The 21,623-nt window shown below is 62.6% G+C and carries 20 protein-coding genes; 15 read left to right on the forward strand and 5 right to left on the reverse strand.

The genetic code is table 11. The features are described 5' to 3' along the window. Window positions 1–3: 3 nt before the first annotated feature. From NKH01_RS29435 to NKH01_RS29455, 5 genes are read left to right on the forward strand one after another with little or no spacing between them, the layout of a single operon-like run. A complete protein-coding gene (locus tag NKH01_RS29435) occupies window positions 4–1,593 on the forward strand; it encodes an ABC transporter substrate-binding protein (protein WP_353023704.1) in 1,590 nt (529 codons plus the stop codon). A gap of 16 nt (window positions 1,594–1,609) precedes the next feature. Next, window positions 1,610–2,569, forward strand: coding sequence for an ABC transporter permease (locus tag NKH01_RS29440; RefSeq protein ID WP_353023706.1), 960 nt, complete (start codon window positions 1,610–1,612; stop codon window positions 2,567–2,569). Between the two features lie 10 nt (window positions 2,570–2,579). Then, window positions 2,580–3,404, forward strand: a complete 825-nt coding sequence (locus NKH01_RS29445; protein ID WP_353023707.1) for an ABC transporter permease — start codon at window positions 2,580–2,582, stop codon at window positions 3,402–3,404. Beyond that, a complete protein-coding gene (locus NKH01_RS29450) occupies window positions 3,404–5,089 on the forward strand; it encodes an ABC transporter ATP-binding protein (protein WP_353023709.1) in 1,686 nt (561 codons plus the stop codon). Before NKH01_RS29445 ends, NKH01_RS29450 begins: the two co-directional genes overlap by 1 nt. An 8-nt stretch (window positions 5,090–5,097) precedes the next feature. Next, a complete protein-coding gene (locus tag NKH01_RS29455) occupies window positions 5,098–5,937 on the forward strand; it encodes an alkaline phosphatase family protein (RefSeq protein WP_353023711.1) in 840 nt (279 codons plus the stop codon). An 81-nt stretch (window positions 5,938–6,018) separates the two neighbouring features. On the opposite strand, the gene NKH01_RS29460 is transcribed toward NKH01_RS29455, so the two are convergent. The 3 genes from NKH01_RS29460 to NKH01_RS29470 form a co-directional block, all read right to left on the reverse strand. Then, window positions 6,019–6,510: a zinc-dependent alcohol dehydrogenase family protein gene (locus NKH01_RS29460; protein ID WP_353023723.1), complete on the reverse strand. Its 492-nt coding sequence runs from the start codon at window positions 6,508–6,510 to the stop codon at window positions 6,019–6,021. Next, on the reverse strand, window positions 6,429–7,019 hold the full coding sequence (locus tag NKH01_RS29465; protein WP_353023712.1) for a zinc-dependent alcohol dehydrogenase family protein: 591 nt from the start codon (window positions 7,017–7,019) through the stop codon (window positions 6,429–6,431). Before NKH01_RS29465 ends, NKH01_RS29460 begins: the two co-directional genes overlap by 82 nt. A 601-nt stretch (window positions 7,020–7,620) precedes the next feature. After that, window positions 7,621–8,037 carry an NUDIX hydrolase gene (locus tag NKH01_RS29470; protein WP_031193706.1) on the reverse strand — a complete coding sequence of 139 codons (417 nt, stop codon included), beginning with the start codon at window positions 8,035–8,037 and terminating at the stop codon, window positions 7,621–7,623. A gap of 192 nt (window positions 8,038–8,229) precedes the next feature. Between NKH01_RS29470 and NKH01_RS29475 the strand changes: the two genes are divergently transcribed. The 4 genes from NKH01_RS29475 (at window position 8,230) to NKH01_RS29490 (ending at window position 11,528) form a co-directional block, all read left to right on the forward strand. Then, window positions 8,230–8,793 (forward strand): sigma-70 family RNA polymerase sigma factor, encoded by a 564-nt coding sequence (locus tag NKH01_RS29475; RefSeq protein WP_352452243.1) that lies wholly within the window; start codon window positions 8,230–8,232, stop codon window positions 8,791–8,793. After that, a complete protein-coding gene (locus tag NKH01_RS29480; protein ID WP_353023714.1) occupies window positions 8,790–9,458 on the forward strand; it encodes an anti-sigma factor in 669 nt (222 codons plus the stop codon). The genes NKH01_RS29475 and NKH01_RS29480 overlap by 4 nt, the downstream gene beginning before the upstream one ends. Then, entirely contained in the window at window positions 9,448–10,905 is a 1,458-nt protein-coding gene (locus NKH01_RS29485) for a S8 family serine peptidase (RefSeq protein ID WP_352859899.1), read from the forward strand. Before NKH01_RS29480 ends, NKH01_RS29485 begins: the two co-directional genes overlap by 11 nt. Before the next feature lie 185 nt (window positions 10,906–11,090). Beyond that, window positions 11,091–11,528, forward strand: a complete 438-nt coding sequence (locus tag NKH01_RS29490) for a YybH family protein (RefSeq protein ID WP_352847751.1) — start codon at window positions 11,091–11,093, stop codon at window positions 11,526–11,528. Between the two features lie 302 nt (window positions 11,529–11,830). Here the strand turns inward: NKH01_RS29490 and NKH01_RS29495 are convergent, their stop codons facing one another. Continuing rightward, window positions 11,831–12,325, reverse strand: coding sequence for a DUF8737 domain-containing protein (locus tag NKH01_RS29495; protein ID WP_352484362.1), 495 nt, complete (start codon window positions 12,323–12,325; stop codon window positions 11,831–11,833). Between the two features lie 81 nt (window positions 12,326–12,406). Between NKH01_RS29495 and NKH01_RS29500 the strand changes: the two genes are divergently transcribed. Beyond that, complete coding sequence (locus NKH01_RS29500) at window positions 12,407–13,315, forward strand: LysR family transcriptional regulator (protein ID WP_352817141.1); 909 nt, start codon at window positions 12,407–12,409, stop codon at window positions 13,313–13,315. A 72-nt stretch (window positions 13,316–13,387) separates the two neighbouring features. Here the strand turns inward: NKH01_RS29500 and NKH01_RS29505 are convergent, their stop codons facing one another. Continuing rightward, window positions 13,388–14,410 carry a substrate-binding domain-containing protein gene (locus NKH01_RS29505; RefSeq protein ID WP_352495219.1) on the reverse strand — a complete coding sequence of 341 codons (1,023 nt, stop codon included), beginning with the start codon at window positions 14,408–14,410 and terminating at the stop codon, window positions 13,388–13,390. Between the two features lie 363 nt (window positions 14,411–14,773). Between NKH01_RS29505 and NKH01_RS29510 the strand changes: the two genes are divergently transcribed. From NKH01_RS29510 to NKH01_RS29530, 5 genes are all read left to right on the forward strand, one after another. Next, on the forward strand, window positions 14,774–16,129 hold the full coding sequence (locus NKH01_RS29510) for an ABC transporter substrate-binding protein (RefSeq protein ID WP_352484360.1): 1,356 nt from the start codon (window positions 14,774–14,776) through the stop codon (window positions 16,127–16,129). Between the two features lie 227 nt (window positions 16,130–16,356). Next, window positions 16,357–17,370 (forward strand): carbohydrate ABC transporter permease, encoded by a 1,014-nt coding sequence (locus NKH01_RS29515; RefSeq protein ID WP_352640567.1) that lies wholly within the window; start codon window positions 16,357–16,359, stop codon window positions 17,368–17,370. Between the two features lies 1 nt (window position 17,371). Next, the gene (locus NKH01_RS29520) at window positions 17,372–18,526 is read left to right on the forward strand and encodes a carbohydrate ABC transporter permease (protein ID WP_023718340.1); all 1,155 of its coding nucleotides are present in this window, start codon (window positions 17,372–17,374) and stop codon (window positions 18,524–18,526) included. A 4-nt stretch (window positions 18,527–18,530) separates the two neighbouring features. After that, window positions 18,531–20,195, forward strand: coding sequence for a beta-galactosidase BglA (gene bglA / locus NKH01_RS29525; RefSeq protein ID WP_353023718.1), 1,665 nt, complete (start codon window positions 18,531–18,533; stop codon window positions 20,193–20,195). A gap of 25 nt (window positions 20,196–20,220) precedes the next feature. Next, window positions 20,221–21,333, forward strand: coding sequence for an ABC transporter ATP-binding protein (locus tag NKH01_RS29530; protein WP_023718338.1), 1,113 nt, complete (start codon window positions 20,221–20,223; stop codon window positions 21,331–21,333). The last annotated feature ends 290 nt before the right edge of the window (window positions 21,334–21,623 follow it).

A 21,623-nucleotide genomic window follows, 5' to 3' on the forward strand; every position in this document is an offset into this window, starting at 1 on the left:
AACATGTCGAACGAACTGGAATATCTGAGCCGGCGCGTTGCGTCCGGCAAGCTGAGCCGTCGCGATTTTCTCGGCCGGGCGGCAGCGCTCGGCGTCACCGCAACCTTCGCCAATTCGCTGCTTTCCAGCGCTTCCCGCGCGGCGGGTCCGGTCAAGGGCGGCACGCTCAAGGCCGGCCTCGTCGGCGGCTCTTCAGCCGACAGCCTCGATCCGGCGCTGTTCATGACCCAGGTGCCGTTCGCCTTCGGCAAGATGTGGGGCGAACTGATCGTCGAGCTGTCTCCCGAAGGCAAGCTCGAGAACCGCATTGCCGAGGAGATCGGCTCGTCGGACGACGCCAAGACCTGGACGCTGAAGATCCGCGACGGCGTCGAATTCCACAATGGCAAGACGGTGACCGCCGAGGACGTGGCCGCCACCCTCGAACGCCATTCGGACGAGAAGTCGAAGTCGGGCGCGCTCGGTTACATGAAGGGCATCGAGAGCATCAAGGCCAGCGGCAAGGAAGTGGTGCTGACGCTGAAGGAAGCCAATGCCGACCTTCCCTATCTGCTCAGCGACTACCATCTGATCGTCCAGCCCAATGGCGGCAAGGACAAGGCCGACGCCGGCATCTCGGCCGGGCCTTACAAGATCACCACCAACGAGCCCGGCGTGCGTCATGGCGGCGAGCGTTTCGCCAACTACTGGCAGGGCGACAAGATGGGCCATGCCGACCAGGTCGAGGTCATCGTCATCAACGACGCCACGGCGCGAACGGCCGCCCTGCAGGGCGGCCAGGTCAACATGATCAACCGCGTCGAGCCGAAGATCGTCGACCTGATCAAGCGTCTACCCGGCGTCACCATCCGCAACCATGCCGGCCCTGGCCACTACGTCTTCATCATGCACTGCAACACGGCCCCGTTCGACAACAACGATCTGCGCATGGCGCTGAAGCTGGCGATCGACCGCGAGGAGATGCTCGACAAGATCCTCAGAGGCTATGGCACGCTGGGCAACGACTTCCCGATCAATGCGGCATACCCGCTGTTTTCCGACGATATCGAGCAGCGCAAATACGATCCCGACAAGGCAAAGTTCCACTTCAAGAAGTCGGGCCATGACGGCTCAATCTTACTCAGAACATCGGACGTCGCCTTCCCGGGCGCCGTCGACGCCGCGCAGCTCTATCAGCAGAGCGCGGCCAAGGCCGGCATCACGCTGGAGATCAAGCGCGAGCCGGGCGACGGCTACTGGAACGAAGTCTGGAACAAGCAGCCCTTCTGCGCTTCCTACTGGGGCGGACGCTCGACCCAGGACCAGATGTATTCGACCGCCTACCTGTCGACGGCCGACTGGAACGACACACGGTTCAAGCGTCCGGATTTCGACAAGATGGTGCTGGCGGCACGCGCCGAGCTCGACAACACCAAGCGCAAGGCGATGTATCGCGACATGGCGATGCTCGTTCGCGACGAGGGCGGCCTCATCCTGCCGATGTTCAACCAGTTCATCGACGCGACGGGCGCCAAGGTTGCCGGCTGGGTGGACGATCCGCATCAGGAGCTGATGAACGGATACGCTCTGGCAAAGTGCTGGCTCGAAGCCTGAGCCCGGCCTTGCGGATATGTCCTCACCCATCGTGAAACTGGTGGCCCAGCGCATTGCGCTGGGCATTCTCCTGCTGTTGGCCGTATCGGTCCTGATCTTCGCCGGCACCCAGATCCTGCCCGGCGACGTCGCGCAAGCCATCCTCGGACAATCGGCGACGCCGGAGTCGCTCGCCAATCTGCGCGAGCAGCTCGGTCTCAACGACCCGGCCTTTATCAGGTATTTTCGCTGGCTCGGCGGCGTGCTGACTGGCAATCTCGGCACCGCGATGTCGAGCGGTCAGGATATTGCGACCTCGATCAAGGGGCGGTTGTGGAACACGCTGTTCCTCGCCTTCTGGGCGGCGGTCGTGGCGGTGCCGCTCGCGATTATCCTCGGGCTGATCGCGGTGCGTTATCGCAATGGCTGGGTCGACAAACTGATCTCCGGACTGGCGCTCGCCTCGACATCGTTTCCGGAATTCTTCATCGGCTATGTGCTCGTTTATTTCTTTGCCGTGAAATACCAAATCTTCCCGGGCATCTCGACCGTCTATGACGGAATGCCTTTCGGCGAGCGCATGCAGGCGATCGCGCTGCCGACGGCGGCGCTGACCCTGGTGGTGCTCGCCCACATGATGCGCATGACGCGCGCCGCAATCCTCAACGTCATGCAGTCGGCCTATGTCGAAACCGCAGAGCTCAAGGGGCTTTCGGCATTCGCGGTCATCCGCAGGCATGCCTTCCCCAATGCGATTGCGCCGATCATCAATGTCGTCATGCTCAATCTCGCCTATCTCATCGTCGGCGTCGTCGTCGTCGAAGTGATCTTCGTCTATCCGGGCATGGGCCAATATCTCGTCGACCACGTCACCAAGCGCGACGTGCCGGTGGTGCAGGCGGTCGGCCTGATCTTCGCCGCTGTTTACATCAGCCTGAACATCATTGCGGACATAGCGGCGATCGTCGCCAATCCGCGCCTCAGACATCCGAAATGAGGGGGCGGGTATGCTCGTCATAAAACGCATCCCCATCCCGGCGCTGATCGGACTGGTGCTGACCGCATTGTTCGTGCTGGCGGCGATCTTTGCTCCGTGGATTGCACCGCACGGCAATGGCGAGATCGTTGGCGACGTGTGGGAGCCGATGTCGGCCACACATTGGCTGGGCACCGACAATCTGGGCCGCGATCTGTTGTCGCGCATGATCTACGGCGCCCGTATCACCCTGTTCATCGCGGTGCTGGCCACCGCACTGTCGTTCTCGCTCGGCGCTATCCTCGGCTTCTCTGCAGCGGTTTTCGGTGGCTGGTTCGACACGCTTCTGTCGCGCCTCGTCGATCTCCTGATGTCGATCCCGACACTGATCATGGGCCTCGTCGTGCTCTCGGTGCTGCCAACCAATCTGGTGACGCTGATCCTGGTGATGGGCATTCTCGACTCGACCCGCGTCTACCGCCTGTCGCGGGCGGTGGCGGTCGACATTAACGTCATGGATTACGTCGAGGCGGCCAAGCTGCGCGGCGAAGGCAGCGGCTGGATCATCTTCCGCGAGATCCTGCCCAATGCGCTGTCCCCGCTGGTTTCGGAACTCGGCCTGCGCTTCATCTATGCCGTGCTGTTCCTGTCGACGCTGTCCTTCCTCGGCCTTGGCGTGCAACCGCCTAGCGCCGACTGGGGCGGCATGGTCAAGGAAAACAAGGACGGCATCGTCTTCGGAATTGCGGCGGCACTGATCCCGGCGGCGGCGATCGCCGCGCTGGCGATTTCCGTCAATCTTGTCGCCGACTGGGTGCTCAACCGCACGACAAGCCTGAAGGGAGGACGCGGATAATGGCTGACAAGCAACCGAGGCCCGGGCAACCGAAGCCCGGGCAACCGAAGTCCAGCGTGCTGCTCGACATCCGCAATCTGCGCATCGAGGCCACGGTATATCCGCCGGGCGAGGCGCCGAAGAATATCGTGCTGGTGCACGATGTCTCGCTGACGCTCGAAAAGGGCAAGGTGCTCGGATTGATCGGCGAGTCCGGCGCCGGCAAATCGACCATCGGCCTGTCGTCGATGGGTTATGGCCGGGGCGGGGTGCGCATCACAGGCGGCGAGGTCATCCTCAACGGCCGCGACATCCTGAAGGGCGGCAACGAAGGGTTCCGCAAATTGCGCGGCCGCGAGGTCTGCTATGTCGCGCAATCGGCGGCAGCGGCCTTCAATCCGGCGCACAGGCTGATGGACCAGGTGGTCGAGGCAGCACTGCTGCACGGCACGGCGACGCGGGCCGAAGCCGAAAAGCGAGCCGTCGCGCTGTTCAAGAAGCTCAGCCTGCCGAACCCCGAAAGCATCGGCGAGCGCTTCCCCCACCAGGTGTCGGGCGGTCAGCTGCAGCGCGTGATGACGGCAATGGCGCTGTGCTCGGAGCCCGACCTGATCGTCTTCGACGAGCCGACCACGGCGCTCGACGTGACGACGCAGATCGACGTCTTGGCGGCGATCAAGGATGCCATCCGCGACACGCATGTCGCGGCGCTCTACATCACCCACGATCTTGCCGTCGTCGCCCAGGTATCGGACGAGATCATGGTGCTGCGCCACGGCCGGCTGGTCGAATGGGGCGGCACGCGCCAGATCATCAAGGAGCCGCGCCAGGAATACACCAACGCGCTGGTTTCGGTGCATGAGATCGAACATCAGGAGCAGAAGCCCGGCACGAGCCCGTTCCTGTCGGTCAAGAACATCACCGCCGCCTATGGCCGCAGCCACATCAAGGTGTTGAAGAACGTCTCGGTCGATATTTTCCCGGGCCAGACGCTGGCGGTGGTCGGCGAGTCCGGCTCCGGCAAATCGACGCTGGCGCGCGCCATCACCGGCCTCTTGCCGCCCGAACAAGGCACCGTCACCTTCGACGGGCGGCCGCTCGCCAACCGGCTTGCCGACCGGCCAAAAGAGGATCTGCGCCAATTGCAGATGATCTACCAGATGGCCGATGTGGCGATGAACCCGCGCCAGACGGTCGGCACTATCATCGGCCGGCCGCTGGAATTCTATTTTGGGATGCGCGGGCGCGAGCGCGACAAACGCGTCGCCGAACTGCTCGACAAGATTGAAATGGGCAAAGGCTATATCGACCGCTATCCGGCCGAGCTTTCGGGCGGCCAGAAGCAGCGCGTCTGCATCGCCCGCTCGCTCGCCGCCAAGCCGAAGCTGATCATCTGCGACGAGGTGACCTCGGCGCTCGACCCGCTGGTCGCCCATGGCATACTGGAGCTGCTGCTCGGGCTGCAGAAAGAGGAAAACGTCGCCTATCTGTTCATCACCCACGACCTGGCCACGGTCAAGTCGATCGCCGATTCAATCGCGGTGATGTATCGCGGCGAGGTGGTGCGCTACGGCGCCACGAGCACCGTGCTGACGCCACCCTTCGATGCCTACACCGATCTTTTGCTGTCGTCGGTGCCCGAAATGGAGATCGGCTGGCTGGAAAAGGCGATCAAGGGACGGCGCATGGCCAGCGCGGGAAATTAGACACTCCCGTGGCGCTCAAGACAAAACTTTTGGTCATCATCCTCGACGGCGTGCCTTACCGGAACTGGCGGCGGCTGATGGGCAATCTCGAAGGCTGGGTGCAATCAGGCGAAGCCCGCGTATGGAAAATGCGCTCCGTCCTGCCGTCGACCTCGGCATCCTGCTACGCCTCGATCCACACCGGCGTGCCGCCCCAAGTGCACGGTATCCTGTCGAACGAGAACCGGTTTCGCGTCGAACAGCCGGACATTTTTTCCGAAGTCAGCAGGGCCGGCGGCACGACGGGTGCGGTCACCCATTCCTACTGGTCCGAATTCTTCCGGGCCTATCCGTTCGACCTGGTCGAGGACATGGAGTTCGACGAGCCGGGCGGGCCGATCGGCCACGGCCGGTTCCACACCATGACCGGCTATAATGCCAGGAACCAGATGACGCCGAGCGACGTCGACCTGTTCGCTACCTTGACCATGCTGACCAGGCGCTACGGCATCGACTACGGCATCCTGCACAGCTGCACGCTGGACTCGATGGGCCACCGCTTCGGCCATGACTGCCATGAGATGGATCATGCCGTCTATGCAATGGACGCCATGCTCGCCGGCTTCCTGCCGCGCTGGCGGGAGGCCGGCTACGAGGTGATCGTCACCGCCGATCATGGCCAGACCGATCGCGGCCATCATGGCGGCCACGACGAGGAGATGCAGGATTTCGCACTTTACTACTTCGGATCCGGCGAGGGTCCGGAAGCCAAGACGCTGCTCGATCAGCTGCAGCTCGCGCCAACGGTGCTTGCGCGCCTCGGCGTGCCGGTGCCGGCGACGATGAAGGCAAAGCCATTTCTCGACTGATTGGTGCCTGGCCTGCTTTGCTTGCGGAGAACATAAAGCCGGTCGAAATGCGCGACGCCAAATGGAGGCCAGATACAGGAGTCAAAGTTCGAGACAGACCTTGCCAAAATGCTTTTGGGACTCGTAGTGCTTGAAGGCATTGGCGATCTCCTGCAGGGGAAAACCGCGGTCGATCGCAGGCTTCAAACGGTTGGCCTCTATGGCACGGATCATGTCGTTCTGGTCTGCCCCGCTGCCAATCGAGATTCCGCTGGTCCTAATCTGATTGGAAAACAGGGCCGGGATCGAAACTTGCCCGGCAAAACCAGTCAAGACACCGATCAGTGCGATGTGGCCGCCCATCCTGCATGCTGTTATCGACTGCGCCAACGTGCCGGGCCCGCCAACCTCGATCACATGATCGACGCCGCGTCCGTCCGTCAAAACCCTTACCTTCTGGCCCCAATCCGGCACTGCCTTGTAATTGACGACAATGTCGGCTCCAAATCGCTTTAACTTTTCCAGCTTCTCCTCCGATGAGGAGGTGGCAATAACCCGAGCGCCTGCAATTTTTGCGAATTGCAGCGCGAACAGCGATACACCGTGCCAAGGACCAGCACCGTATCACCAGGCTTCACCTGGCCGCACACCATCAGGGCTTTCCAGGCGGTGACGCCGGCACAAGTAAGCGTTGCCGCCTCCACATGCGTGAAGTCTGCCGGTGCCCTTGTGAAGGCATGCCAGGGCATGCACGCATACTCGCGGGCATAGCCGTCAACATCATCTCCCAATTCGCCCTTCTTATTGGCTGGCGTCGGTTCGCCTGTCAGCCAATGGGGCCAATAGGTGCTGACGACGGCATCTCCGACCTTGAATTCTTGGACATCGTCTGAGACCGCAACCACCTCTCCGGCGCCATCGGACAGCGGGATACGGCCATCGGCGCACGGTTTCTTTCCCAGCGCCACCATACTGTCGTGGAAATTCAACGAACACGCTCGTATCCTGACAAGCAACTCACCCGGCCCTGGTTCTGGGCAATCTTCCTCGACCAGCTTGAGATTTTCCAAGCCTCCCGGCGCTTTCAGCCTAATCAATCTCATGGAAAGCTCCTTCCGACCGCGCAAGGCTTCATGCGCCCCACCACTCGCGTGGACGCTTGACCGCGTCGAACACCGCCATGGGCGACTGATCCACGAGAATCGCGGCCGCAAAGCTGTTGTTGGTCATAACATTTCGTTTCTTCAGGCTGGATTGCCATTTGCGATCGGGACCTTAGTCGCCCGGCAGCGGACTGTTGAGTTACAAAACTGTCGGGAATCCCTGCACGGCGATGGCGTCCAATTACGCCTCGCCCGAGGCTGAACGACTGCACCTTACCCGATGGTTATGAGCCGCCTTGTGGCCGCCGTCATTGCGAGCCTGACGGCCGAGACAGTATCGCTAAAAAGGGGGAGAACGGTACACTCTGGCAACCTCTCCGCTCTTCGGTTAGCCTCCGCAAATATCCGGCGGAGGCGGTGAACCCTTTTTGGGCCGATCAGCGACAGATGCCCGAAGTGGAGATCGGCGGGCTGGAGAAGGCGATCAAGGGACGGCGGATGGCAAGCGCGGGAAATTGAGCACCTAGGGATTCCCTCGCGTCACGGGAAATGCCGAGGATCGGTGCGCGGATCACGTGCGAGAACGGGTACTTTCGGGAGGTCACGTCGCGGCGAGCTTTGCGAGCCGGCGATAATCGCAATCCACCAGATTGGGGAGGCGCTGAAGTTCCTCGACATCAAACCACCGGATCTCGGTGTGTTCCTCGCAAATGTTGCTTGGATCCCCGCCTTCCCAGCCGATGACCTTGAAAACGTGGTGCAACGCCTTCCCATAGAGCTCGGGATGGCGCTCTCCAATGCACCGCATCCAACCGAAATCTGTTGGCGTCACTCCAATTTCTTCCTGAATCTCGCGAACGAGTGCCTCTTCCAGCGTCTCTCCGGCTTCAACGCGGCCGCCGATCGTGTCCCAATGCCCAGGCCACGCGCTCTTCCAGGCAGCGCGAAGACCCATCAAGACCTTCCGGTCGTGGTTCACCAGCAATGCACCGACCGTAACTGTGGGATTCCTGATCATTTGCGGAGCGTATTCGCTGCAGCGATGTTTGCAAAGGCGGCGTCTTCCCTCCCCCGCAGGGAGAAGGAGAAAGCGCACCTCTGGCAACCTCTCCGCTCTTCGGTTAGCCTCCGCAAATATCCGGCGGAGGCGGTGAACCTTTTTGGGCCGATCAGCGACAGAGCAGGCAGGAGCCAGGCGGCTCGACCGGCGATGACAGCCGCGGAGACCGATCGCGCGCTCGTCGAGCGGGTCGCGAAGGGCGACCGTGCAGCCGTGCGGCTCCTGTTCATGCGCCACCACGCGCGGGTCTACCGCTTCGTGGCACGCCAGACGGGATCGGAACTGATGGCCGACGATATCGCGAACGAGGTGTTCCTCGAGCTCTGGCGGCAGGCGCCGGCCTTCGAGGGGCGCTCGGAGGTCTCGACATGGCTGCTCGGCATTGCCCGCTTCAAGGCGCTGTCCCTGCTACGCAAGAAGAAGGAAGACTGGATCGACGACGATGACGCGGCCCAGGTCGCCGACGGTGCCGACACGCCGGAAGTCGTGACGATGAAGGAAGACAAGGCCGCTGCCTTGCGACGCTTCATCGATGCCATGCCGGAAGAGCATCGCACGGTGATCGACCTTGCCTATTATCACGGGCAATCGGTGAGCGAGATCGGCGAGGTGCTCGGTATTCCGGTCGCCACGGTCAAGACCAGGATGTTCTACGCCCGCAAGAAACTCGGCGAAGCTCTCAAGGCCGCCGGTTACGACAGGGGGTGGCCATGAGCGCCGCTGAAAAAATGTCACGCCGCGACGAAATGGAAATGCTGCTGCCGTTTTATCTGAACGGCTCGCTGGAAGGCGCCGAGCTGGAAGCCATCGAGGAATGGCTGGAGAGCGATCCGGCGGCGATGGCCGCGCTTGGCGAGGCCGAGGCCGAATTCTCCGGCACTGCTGCCGCAAACGAGGCAATCCGCCCGCCGGCCGATGCGCTCAGCCGCTTTGCCAAGGCGCTCGACGCCGAGGCCGGCCCGGCCCGCGCGCCGGCGGCGTCGCCCTGGTTGGCGCAGGCCTGGAGCCGCTTCATGGCGGTGCCGGCCGGCGTCGCCTGGGCGGCGGCCGCGGTGCTGCTGGCCCTGGTCGTCGCGCAATCCTTTGTGCAGACCGGCAACAGAGGTGGCGACTTCGAGATTGCCGGATCGGAAGACGATCTGGCCAAAATGCCGTTTGCACTTGTGAAGTTCAAACCGGATGCGAAGCTGTCCGATATCGTCGCTTTTCTCGACCAGAACCAGTTGAAGATCGCCGGCGGGCCGACCGCCGACGGTGTCTTCCGCCTCGGCGTTCCGGCCAAGACCGCCGCCGACTATCAGAAGCTGCTTGGCCTTATTGCCGCCCAGCCTTTCACCGAAGCTGCCCTGGAGGGAAGGAAACCGGCTGATGGCGGCTAAGGCGGTCATTCGATTGACGGCGGCGATGACAATCTTCGCCACGTCCGCGATGGCGCAGACCAACGACCCGAACCTCACCCAGGCGGAGATCGACTGCCTGAACCGGGCAAGTGCCGCCGGCACCGACTGCGCCAAGGACGGCGACGACGGGAAGGATAGCGGCGGCAAAACGCCGGCTAAGGCTTCAACGGTGAGTGCCGTGTTTCTTCCCGCGCTGATCGTCGACTTGTTCCCCAATCCTGCCGTAGTCACCGAGGCGCCGATACCTCCCGGCAATACTGCGGCCCCGCCGACCGCTCCGCCTTCGGGCCTGCCGGCAATACCGGCGGCCGCGCCGGGCGGTCCGGTCGTAGCACCCACCGATCTTGTCGCAACCGAGCCGCCGCGCGCCGTGATCGGCGATTTCGTGCCCGACGAGGTGCTGGTCACGGTCAATGGCGATGCCGGCGCGGTCCAGCAGATCGCCGCCTCGTTCGGCCTCGAAATACGCTCGCAGCGGCAGTCGCGGCTGCTCGGCAACACGCTGGTGCGCTTCGGCATTCCCGATGGCCGCCCAGTCGGCGTCGTGCTGGCGCAGCTTGCCGCCGACGGCCGCACTTTGCGGCGTGAGGCCAACCACGTCTATTCGCTGCAGCAGGCGGCCAGCATCGTCAATTATGCGTTCGAGCGCATCGCGCTCGACGCCAAGGAAGCCAGCGGCGAGAATGTCCGCGTCGGCGTCATCGACACCGGCATCGACGACAGCAATCCCGCGCTCTCCGGTGTCATCGCCGAGCAGTTCGATGCCATGCCCGACGTGCCGATCAAGGCGCGCGACCACGGTACTTCGGTCGATGGACTGATCGCCGGCACCGGCGCGTTCAAAGGCATGGCGCCGGGCGCCAGGATCTATCACGCCCGCGCCTTCGAGGGCGGCAAGTCGACCATGGACGTCATCCTTTCGGCGCTCGACTGGGCGGCGGAGCAGGATGTCCGTATCATCAATATGAGCTTCGTCGGCCCGAAGAACGACCTGCTCGGCATCGCCTGCCGCAATGCTCGCGCGCTTGGCATCGTGCTGGTCGCGGCCGCCGGCAATAACGGGCCGAAGGCGCCCTATGGTTATCCGGCCGCCTTCGACGGCGTGATCGCGGTGACGGCCACCGATGCCAAGGACGGGCTGATGCCGCAGGCCAATCGCGGCGCCTACGTCTTCATCTCCGCTCCCGGCGTCGAGATGGTGGCGCCAAGCGGCGCCGGCTCGGATGTGGTGACCGGGACGTCCTTTGCAGCGGCGATCGTGACCGGCGCGGTCGCCAACCTGTTGCATGCCGCGCCCGACCGTTCGGCCGACTGGGTCGAGAAAGCACTGGCCGCCACGGCAAAGGATCTCGGCCCCAAGGGGCGGGACAATGATTTCGGCTTTGGGCTGCTGGACACCAAGGCGGCCGAGGCGGCCAAGGACTAAGTCTCGTGTTTGAACCGAGCCGTCTCATAACGCTATCGCGAAACTTGTCTCACGCCGTGCTATAATGACCAAGCCAACCTGCACTACGCCGCCGTAGGGAAAATGCTTCACCGCTGCGGGCGCACAGAATGTAGACCTGTGGTCGCCAGTCCGGATCAGAAAATAAAAACGACAGGGAGGATGACGTGTCCCTCGACGCCAGTGGCTTCGATCAAGCAGTTGAAGAATACCACCTGGCTCTGGATGAGTTCATGAAAGGAAACCCCGCGCCAGCGAAGAAGCTCTTTTCCCAACGAGACGATGTAACACTGGGCAATCCCTTTGGCCCTTTCGCTCATGGATGGAAGCAGGTCGTTGAGACGATGGAGCAAGCGGCATCGAACTACAGGGACGGCGACGCTAGCGGCTTCGAGAACATAGCGAAGTGTGTGACGTCTGAGCTGGCATACATCGTCGAAGTGGAGCGGCTCAGGTCCAAGGTTGGCGGTCGGAGCGATGTCACGCCTCTTGCGTTACGCGCGACGAGCGTCTTTCGCCCAGAAGATGGTCTGTGGAAGATTGTGCATCGTCATGCCGATCCGATAACGACGGCTCAGCCGGCCGATTCGGTACTCCGCCGATAGCGGTTGTGGTATTGGGGAAGCGATCGATCTCCTTTGCTGCTGCAGCGCGGCTATTCTTCAGTCCGTTTTCTGCTAAGGGTTGGCCAGCGTCATCGGGCTCGCAAGGTCGGACGGCCGCTCTGGGTCGAACTCGGTCGCCGGGAGTGATCGAGTTTTGACCTTTACATCGGCGCGCCGGCCCTGGATGCCCTGACCACTGGTCGAACGGCCAGACCTCGCCGCGCGCGGCCTGCTCCGGCCAGAGATTCGCGACGCCAGCCGTTCGGCAATGCGCGCCGGCCAGGCGGATCGACTACGACGGCTCAAGTCGCGTTTTGCCGAGGACGCGCCAGAAAATAGAATGCGGCGATGTGCGTTATCATCAGCAGCGGTACGTAGATGATCGGGATCGCGTAGGTTGCGCCCAGTTCCCCCGCGCGGGCAGGAAGGCCGATCTGAATGGCGTGGTAATAGTCGACGATGAGGTCGACCGTCCCGACGACGTTGAAGGCGACGACCAACGGCCAGAAGAGCGGGCGTATCCTCACCGTGAGCAGCGCCAGCATGGCCAGCACGCCAGTCGCGAAATCGCCGTAGGCGGCAAACACGGCGAAATCGGCGGGCAGATTGGGGCTTACGACGCCCGGAACGATGAAGACGAGCCCGAAGAAGCGGAAGCTGTGCAGCGTAGCGATAGCACGTTGCGCTGCGACCCGGTCCATCGACCTGAGCCACGGCAAACCGTATGCGCCGAAGCAAAGCAGCCACGCGACATAGCCGAGAACAAGATGGGTTTGGAACACTATTTCCGTGGACATTTGGCCTTCTCTCAACAGTTGATTCACGCAGCTTTAAGCCCGCTACCGCAATTCGACTATCCGGTGTAATCACAACAACCTATGAAGCAGAACTACACAGTCCGACATGGTGCGCTGGAGGGCGTCGAGGCGTTCCTGGCCGTCGCCAGGCGCCGCAACTTCCGCCGTGCTGCCGCCGATCTCGGCGTGACGCCGTCCGCTGTGAGCCAAGCGGTGCGCGCGCTGGAAGCTCGCCTGGGTACGGCGCTGTTCGTCCGCACGACGCGGAGCGTCGGTTTGACCGAGCCTGGCCAGCGGTTCCTAGACCGTGCCGGCCCGGCATTCGAAGAGCTTGTCGCGGCCGGCGAGGCCGCCCGCGATATCGGCAAGCGGCCGACAGGTCTGCTGCGCCTGTCTGTGCCCCGCGCTATCGTGCCGCTGATGTTGGAGCCGCTGTTCGCGTCGTTCTGCAAAGCCTATCCTGAGATCGAACTGGAGATCGCCGTGAGCGACCAGATGGTCGATCTGGCGACCGGCGGGTTCGATGCCGGCATCCGCCTCGGCCAGCTCATCGCCGCCGACATGGTCGCGGTGCGGCTGACAGCGCCGTTCTCGTTCGTGGTCGTCGGCAGCCCTGATTATCTCGAGCACCACGGCCGTCCCGAGCGTGTCGACGACTTGCGCCACCACGCCTGCTTACGCTTGCGCCGCTCGAATGGCGCTATCGCGCCCTGGTCCTTCGTCGACGGCAATGGCGCGATCGAAGCGATCGTCTCAGGCCCGCTGATCGCGCACGACTATTCGACATTGGTCGGGGCTGCGACGCGGGGCGTTGGGCTGGCGCAGACACCACGACCACTCGCCGAAGGTCTGATAGAAGAAGGAAAACTCAAGTCGGTGCTGGACAGCATCGCCACGACGACGCCGGGTGTCTTCCTCTATCATCCAGGCAAGCGCCAAGTCCTGCCGAAGCTGCGCGCCTTCATCGATCACCTCAAATCTGCGGCCTGAGATCAGGACGCACTCGCTGGTGCTGGCCAACAGCCGCCAAGAGTCGACCTCGGCCGTTCAGAGTGATTGCCTCTAGGCCGGTGCGCCGGCGACCGATCCCCTGACCACCAGGTCGACCGGCCAGACCTCGCCGCGAGCCCCCTCCTCCAGGCCGGAAATCCGCGCCGCCAGCCGTTCGGCGATGCGCGCGCCGGCCAGGCGGATCGACGAACGCGTCGTCGACAGCGGCACCGAAAAATTCTCCGGCTTCAGCCAGGGAAAGACGTCGTCATGGGCGATCAGCGACAGGTCGCCCGGAATGGTCAGGCCGAGATCGCGCACCGCGCGCACCACGCCGAGCGCCATGATCAGGCTGGAGCAGGCGATCGCCGTCGGCGCGTCGCTTTGTTCCAGCAAGCGCCGGGCAGCGCGGTAGCCATTCTCCTCGGTCATGGTGAGGGAACAGACATGCTGATCACCAAGCACCAGGCCGCTTGCCGCTAGCGCGCGCCGAACGCCGCGCTCGCGGTGGATGGCGAAGGTCTCGCGATCGTCGCCATTGATCAGCGCCAGACGCCTGTGACCGAGCTGGACGAGAAGCCGCGCCGCCTCGTGGAAGGCGCCCTCATTGTCGATGTCGGTGAAGGGATAGTCGAAATCGAAGCCTTCGCTGCGGCCATGGACGATGAAAGGAATGCCGAGCGTATTGACCAGCGCCACCCGGCGGTCGGCCGGCCTCGGCGACGAGATATAGACCGCGTCGACCTGCCGGTTGGCGACAATACGGCGGTAGGTCGTCTCCTGGTCGTCGGCATCGGCCGGTGACAGCACCAGGTCGAGCTCGTGCGAACGCGCATAGTCGCCGAGGCCGGACAGGAACTCGACGAAATGCGGGTCGATGTCGACGGTCGTCCCCGTCGGCAGCACATAGCCGATCATGCCGGTCTTGCCGGTCGCCAGCCGGCGCGCGCTCGGATTGGGGCGATAGCCGTGACGCTTGGCGGCATCGACCACCCGCCGGCGCGTTTCCTCGTTGACTTCCGGGTAGCCGTTCAATGCGCGGCTGACCGTGGTCTGCGAAAGCGCCAGCATGTGGGAGAGCTGCTTGAGGTTCACCGGAGGCCTCCAAAACCTCAAAGCGCTTTTAATCTGAATCGAGCTGGCCGCTACGAACCGCCTTGCCGAGCGCAATGACCATACGCACGGTTCGGACCGGTTTGAAGCCGAATTTGCTGCTGCACCGCCAGAAAACTGTGCTGCAGCGCACTTTCGCTGGCACTCGGCCGCAGAAATTAAATCGATTAGCGTGGCTTTCTCTTGACTCCGGATCAATTCAGTGGCGTGATCAAAATCACCAAAGCGCTTTGGAAGACTCTACGAAAGGTTGCAGTTCCTTTCCGACTGAGTCACAGTCCTGCAGCGCCGGCGGACGGAATGGAGGTTTCGTTCGGTGTTTGTCACCACTGGGAGGGAATACCGATGAAGAAAATGCTTCTGCTGGGCGCTGCGTTTGCCACGCTCGCCCTGGCCATGCCGGCGCAAGCCGAACTGAAGTTCAAGCCGGGCGAAGATCCCCGTTTCAACTGGGCCAACTACGAGGAGCTCAAGAAGGTCGACCTCAAGGGCGAGACGCTGACGATCTTCGGACCGTGGCGCGGCGAGGACGAAGGGCTTGTCCGCACCGTTCTCGATTATTTCTCCGAAGCCACCGGCGCCGAGATCAAGTACTCCTCGTCGGAGAATTACGAGCAGCAGATCGTCATCGACACGCAGGCCGGCAGCCCGCCCAACATCGCCGTGCTGCCGCAGCCGGGTCTGATCCAGGATCTGGCATCGAAGGGGCTTTTGACGCCGCTCGGCGACGACACCGCCAACTGGGTCAAGGACAATTACGGCGCCGGCCAATCCTGGGTCGACCTCGGCACCTTCAAGGACAAGGACGGCAAGCCCGGTTTCTTCGCGTTCCCCTACAAGGCCGACGTGAAATCGCTAGTCTGGTACTCGCCGGATAATTTCGAGGAAGCCGGCTACAAGGTGCCGAAGACGCAGGAAGAGCTTGCCGAGCTCGAAAAGAAGATCATCGCCGACGGCGGCACGCCATGGTGCATCGGGCTTGGTTCGGGCGGCGCCACCGGCTGGCCTGCGACCGACTGGGTCGAAGACATCATGCTGCGCACCCAGACGCCCGAGACCTACGACAAATGGGTGAAGAACGAAATTCCGTTCAACGATCCGGCCGTGGTCAACGCCATCGACATTTTCGGCAAGATCGCGACCGACGACAAAATGGTCGAGGGCGGTGCAAAGGCGGTTGCGGCGACCGATTTCCGCGACAGCCCGAAGGGCCTCTTCTCGGTGCCGCCAAAATGCTATCTGCACCACCAGGCATCATTCATCCCGACCTTCTTCCCGCAAGGCACCAAGATCGGCGAGGATGCCGACTTCTTCTATTACCCGCCCTACGCCTCCAAGCCCGATCTCGGCACTCCGGTGCTGGGCGCCGGCACGCTCGCCATGATCACCAAGGATAGCAAGAGTGCCCGCGCGTTCATCGAATTCCTGAAGCTGCCGCTCGCTCATGAGATCTGGATGGCGCAGGGTGGCTTCGTGACGCCGTTCAAGTCGGTCAACAAGGACGCCTATGCCAGCGACGCGCTGAAGAAGCAGGGCGAAATCCTGGCCAACGCCTCGACCTTCCGCTTCGATGGGTCCGACCTGATGCCGGGCAAGATCGGCGCCGGCGCCTTCTGGACCGGCATGATCGACCTGGTCGGCGGCAAGTCCGCCCAGGACGTCGCCACCGATATCCAGAAAAGCTGGGACGCGATCAAGTAAGCGGCCGGCTTGAGTTCCCAATGTGATGCGGTCCGGGCCTCAAACGGCCCGGACCTTATCCGGTGCTTGGCGTCGCGTCGATTGTCGTGAGCACAACGCATTCCGGCATGATGCGCGCCCAGTGACCTGCTTTTCGGCTGGTCGCGCTCCAGACAACTGAATCGGCGCATGATCCCGTCGCCAAAGCCATTCTCGACTGGCGGATCCGTGCGCAGGGGGAGGGACCCATGGCGGCTCAGATTTTTTCGGCGATATTCGTCATCATCATCGGCGTGGGCGGCTGCGTCGCCTATTTCTGGGGCGCCAACAAGGCACTCGATACGATCTTTCCGGCACGCGGCGTTTCCGGCAAGGCGGCGATTAACAATCTGCGGCGGCAGGGGGTGATCCGGCCCTGGCTGTTCGTCGGGCCGGCGATGATCATCCTCACCATCTACCTGATCTACCCGGTGGTGGAGACGCTGAGGCTGTCGTTCCTCGATCGCGGCGGCGGCCATTTCGTCGGCTTGGCCAACTATCACTGGGCGTTCGGCGACCGCGAGTTCCGCAACTCGATCCTCAACAACATCATCTGGCTGGCAGTGGTGCCGGCCGCCTGCACCTTCCTCGGGCTGATCATCGCCGTGCTCACCGACAAGATCTGGTGGGGCACCATCGCCAAGAGCCTGATCTTCCTGCCGCTGGCCATCTCCTTCGTCGGCGCCAGCGTCATCTGGAAATTCATCTACGAGTATCGCGGCGACGGCCAGACGCAGATCGGTCTGCTCAACGCCATCATCCAGTATTTCGGCGGCCAGCCGCAGGTCTGGATATCGCTGCCGTTCTGGAACAACTTCTTCCTGATGGTCATCCTGATCTGGATCCAGACCGGCTTTGCCATGGTCATCCTGTCGTCGGCCTTGCGCGGCATTCCGGAAGAGACGCTGGAAGCCGCCGTCATCGACGGCGCCAATCCTTTCCAGATCTTCTGGAAGATCATGGTGCCGCAGATCTGGGGCACCATCGCCGTAGTCTGGACCACCATCACCATCCTGGTGCTGAAGGTTTTCGACATCGTGCTGACCATGACCAACGGCCAGTGGAACAGCCAGGTGCTGGCCAATCTGATGTTCGACTGGATGTTCCGCGGCGGCGGCGATTTCGGCCGCGGCGCCACCATCGCCATCATCATCATGATCGCGGTCATTCCGATCATGGTCTGGAACATCCGCCAGGCGAACAAAGAGACGGAAGGACATTGAGATGGCCGTGGCGACCGGAAAGTCCTTTGTCAGCCGTTTCGGCGTCCATATCGCCGTTTTCATCTTCGTTGCGATCTGGACGATCCCGACGCTCGGCATTCTGGTGTCGTCGCTGCGCGACAAGGACCAGATCATCGCTTCGGGCTGGTGGAACTCGTTCACCAGTTCCAGCCAAACGGAAGCCGGACGGCTGCCGCCCGCCTCGGCGCAAGTCGAGAAGGACGGCAAGTTCGTCCTGCAAGGCAATATCTTCGGCGACGGTCCGGCCCGCAACATCAGTGCCTTCGGCGTCAAGTCGGCAGCGCCGACGCAATATCCCGCCGGCACGACAGCCGATCTCGGGGACGGCGTGACCCTGCAGCTCAATGCCGACGGCAGTTTCGTCATGACCTCGCCGAAGGCTTTCGAAAGCGAACGCGGCCAGCGCGTCTATTACGCCTCGTCGGCGCCGCCGAAATTCACCACCGACAATTACGACACGGTGCTGTTTTCGGAAGGCATCGGCCGCTCCTTCATGAATTCGCTGACCGTCACCATTCCGGCGACCGTGATCCCGATCCTGATCGCCGCGTTCGCCGCCTACGCTTTGGCGTGGATGCGCTTTCCCGGCCGGGCGCTGCTCATCGCCGTCATCATCGGCCTCCTGGTCGTGCCGCTGCAGATGTCGCTGATCCCGCTGTTGAAGCTCTATAACGGCGTCGGCAGCTTCTTCGGCGTGCCGTCGAAGACCTATCTCGGCATCTGGCTGGCGCATACCGGGTTCGGCCTGCCTTTCGCCATCTATCTTCTGAGGAGCTATATCGCCGGCCTGCCACGCGAGATCATGGAATCGGCGCGCATCGATGGCGCCAGCGATTTCGAGATCTTCGTCAAGATCGTGCTGCCATTGTCGTTCCCGGTGCTGGCCTCGTTCGCCATCTTCCAGTTTCTCTGGGTGTGGAACGATCTGCTGGTGGCGATGGTTTTCCTCGGTACCGAGGGCGACCAGATCGTGCTGACCGCCAAGCTCAATGCGTTGCTCGGTTCGCGCGGCGGCGACTGGGAGATCCTGACGACATCGGCCTTCGTCACCATCATCGTGCCGCTGATCGTGTTCTTCTCGCTGCAGCGCTATTTCGTCCGCGGGCTGCTTGCCGGCTCGGTGAAAGGAGGTTGAAATCATGCAATCCGCTTTGAAGGCGACCCCGAAGCCCGATCTCGCGATCGATCGCGACTGGTGGCGAGGTGCCGTGATCTACCAGATCTATCCGCGCAGCTATCAGGATTCGAACGGCGACGGCATCGGCGATCTCAGAGGCATCATCGGCCGGCTGCCCTACATCGCCTCGCTCGGTGCCGACGCCATCTGGATCTCGCCATTCTTCAAATCGCCGATGAAGGACTTTGGCTACGACGTGTCGGATTATTGCGATGTCGATCCGATGTTCGGCACGCTGGCCGACTTCGACGCGCTGACCGCCGAGGCGCACCGGCTTGGCCTCAAGGTGATGATCGACGAGGTGCTGTCGCACACCGCCGACATCCATCCATGGTTCAAGGAAAGCCGTTCGAGCCGCAGCAATCCAAAAGCCGACTGGTATGTCTGGGCGGATGCCAAGCCGGACGGCACGCCGCCCAACAACTGGCTGTCGATCTTCGGCGGCTCGGCCTGGCAGTGGGACACCAGCCGCCAGCAATATTACCTGCATAATTTCCTGGCCGAGCAGCCCGACCTCAATTTCCACAACCGCGCGGTCCAGGACGCGCTGCTCGATGTCACCCGCTTCTGGCTGGAGCGCGGCGTCGATGGCTTTCGCCTCGATACCATCAATTTCTACTTCCACAGCCAAGGGCTGGAAGACAATCCGCCGCTGCCGCCCGAGCAGCGCAACGACCAGACGGCGCCGGCCGTCAACCCCTACAACTACCAGGACCATCTCTACGACAAGAGCCGGCCTGAAAACCTCGGCTTCCTCGAACGCTTCCGCGCCCTGCTCGACGAATATCCGGCGACGGCCGCGGTTGGCGAAGTCGGCGATTCGCAGCGTGGGCTGGAAGTGGTGGCGGCCTATACGGCCGGCGGCAAGCGCGTGCATATGTGCTACTCCTTCGACTTCCTGGCGCCGGAGAAGATCAGCGCGGCAAAGGTGCGCTCGGTGCTGGAAACCTTCGGCAAGGTGGCCAGCGACGGCTGGTCGTGCTGGGCCTTCTCCAACCATGACGTGATGCGCCCTGCCTCGCGCTGGGCAGCCGGCGAGCCCGACCCGACCGCCTACCTCAAGGTCATCTCGGCGCTGCTGATGTCGTTGCGCGGCTCGGTCTGCATCTATCAGGGCGAGGAGCTCGGGCTTAGCGAGGCCGAGCTCAGCTTCGAGGATCTGCAGGACCCATACGGCATCCGCTTCTGGCCGGAATTCAAGGGCCGCGATGGCTGCCGCACGCCGATGGTCTGGGACGGCGCTGCCCGCAATGGCGGCTTTTCGACGGCAAAGCCCTGGCTGCCGGTGCCCAGCAAGCATCTTGCGCAAGCGGTCAATGTGCAGCAGGGCGACGACGGCTCGCTGCTCGAGCACTATCGGCGCTTCCTGGCTTTCCGCCGCGCCCATCCGGCGCTGGCCAAGGGCGATATCGAGTTCATCGAAAGCGAGGGCGACACCGTCGCCTTCACGCGCCGCGAAGGCAACGAGCAGATCGTCTGCGCCTTCAATCTCGGAGCAAAGCCGGCCGAGGTCGATCTCGGCGGCCGCTCACTGCAGCCCTTGCCGGGGCACGGGTTTTCGGGACAGACTGGCGCCGGCACTATCCGCCTCGGCGGCTACGGCGCCTGGTTCGGGCGTATCGACTGAATTCAAGGAAGAACTGGAGGGTACCATGGCCGATGTCACGCTAAGGCAAGTGAAGAAATCATACGGCAATCTCAACATTCTGCACGGCGTCGACCTCGACATAAAGTCGGGCGAATTCATCGTCTTCGTCGGTCCGTCTGGTTGCGGCAAGTCGACCTTGCTGCGCTGCATCGCCGGGCTGGAGGAGATCACCTCGGGCGAGCTCAAGATAGACGGCGAAATCGTCAACGACGTGCCGCCGTCGAAGCGCGGCATCGCCATGGTGTTCCAGTCCTATGCGCTCTATCCGCACATGACCGTCTACGACAACATGGCGTTCTCGATGAAGATCGGCAAGGAAAGCAAGGCCGAGATCGACAAGCGGGTGCGCCAGGCGGCCGAGATCCTGCAGCTGACCAAATATCTCGACCGTCTGCCCAAGGCGATGTCGGGCGGCCAGCGCCAGCGCGTCGCTATCGGCCGCGCCATCGTGCGCAATCCCAAGGTCTTCCTGTTCGACGAGCCGCTGTCCAACCTCGACGCGGCGCTGCGCGTCGCTACCCGCATCGAGATCGCCAAGCTCAAGGAATCGATGCCGGCCACAACGATGATCTACGTCACCCACGACCAGGTCGAGGCGATGACGCTGGCCGACCGCATCGTGGTTCTGAAGGAAGGCCATATCGAACAAGTCGGCACGCCGATGGAGCTCTACAAGCGGCCCGGCAATCTGTTCGTCGCCCAGTTCATCGGCTCGCCGGCGATGAACATCCTGCCGGCAACGATCGACAAGACCGGCAACCCGACGCTCGTCAGCCATGTCGGCGGCCGCAAGGCAACGGTGCCGATCGCAACGCCTGCCTCGGCGAAAGGCGCTGCGGTGAGCTTCGGGGTGCGGCCTGAGGATCTGATGATTGCCACCGGCGCCGACTATTTGTTCGAAGGGACGGTCGATTATGTCGAGCAGCTCGGCGAGGTCCAACTCGTCTATGTCGACATCGGCCGCGCCGACCTGCCGCTGGTGACCAAGCTGCCGGGCAATGTCGAGGTCAAGCGCGGAGCGACGCTGCGGCTGACGGCGGACGCAGGCGACCTGCATATTTTCGACGCCGACGGGCGCTCTTTCGCGCTCCATGAAGCAGAAGCAAAGGCGGCTTGAAGCAGGCGTTTTTCCGCCATGCAAAGACAAGAGCGGCGGGCATGGCCCGCCGCTCTTGTTTGGAATTCCAGTTCGGCTGTTAGAGCGGTTCATCGTTTTCACGGAAACGCCGAACCGCTCTATCTCTTTGTTTTGACGCAATTCCGGACGGAAAACCGTTTCACACTTTTCCTGGAATTGCTCTAGTTGTTACCGAAGAGGTTGCGGTGGGGGGGCGGGGGCGCGGCCCAGGGGGCCACGCCCCCACCACAAAAAAGAGGTTTTTATGGTTGTTTATAAGAAAAAACACG

It is taken from the genome of Mesorhizobium sp. M1403 (assembly GCF_040317695.1).
In the GTDB taxonomy this organism is placed as follows: domain Bacteria; phylum Pseudomonadota; class Alphaproteobacteria; order Rhizobiales; family Rhizobiaceae; genus Mesorhizobium.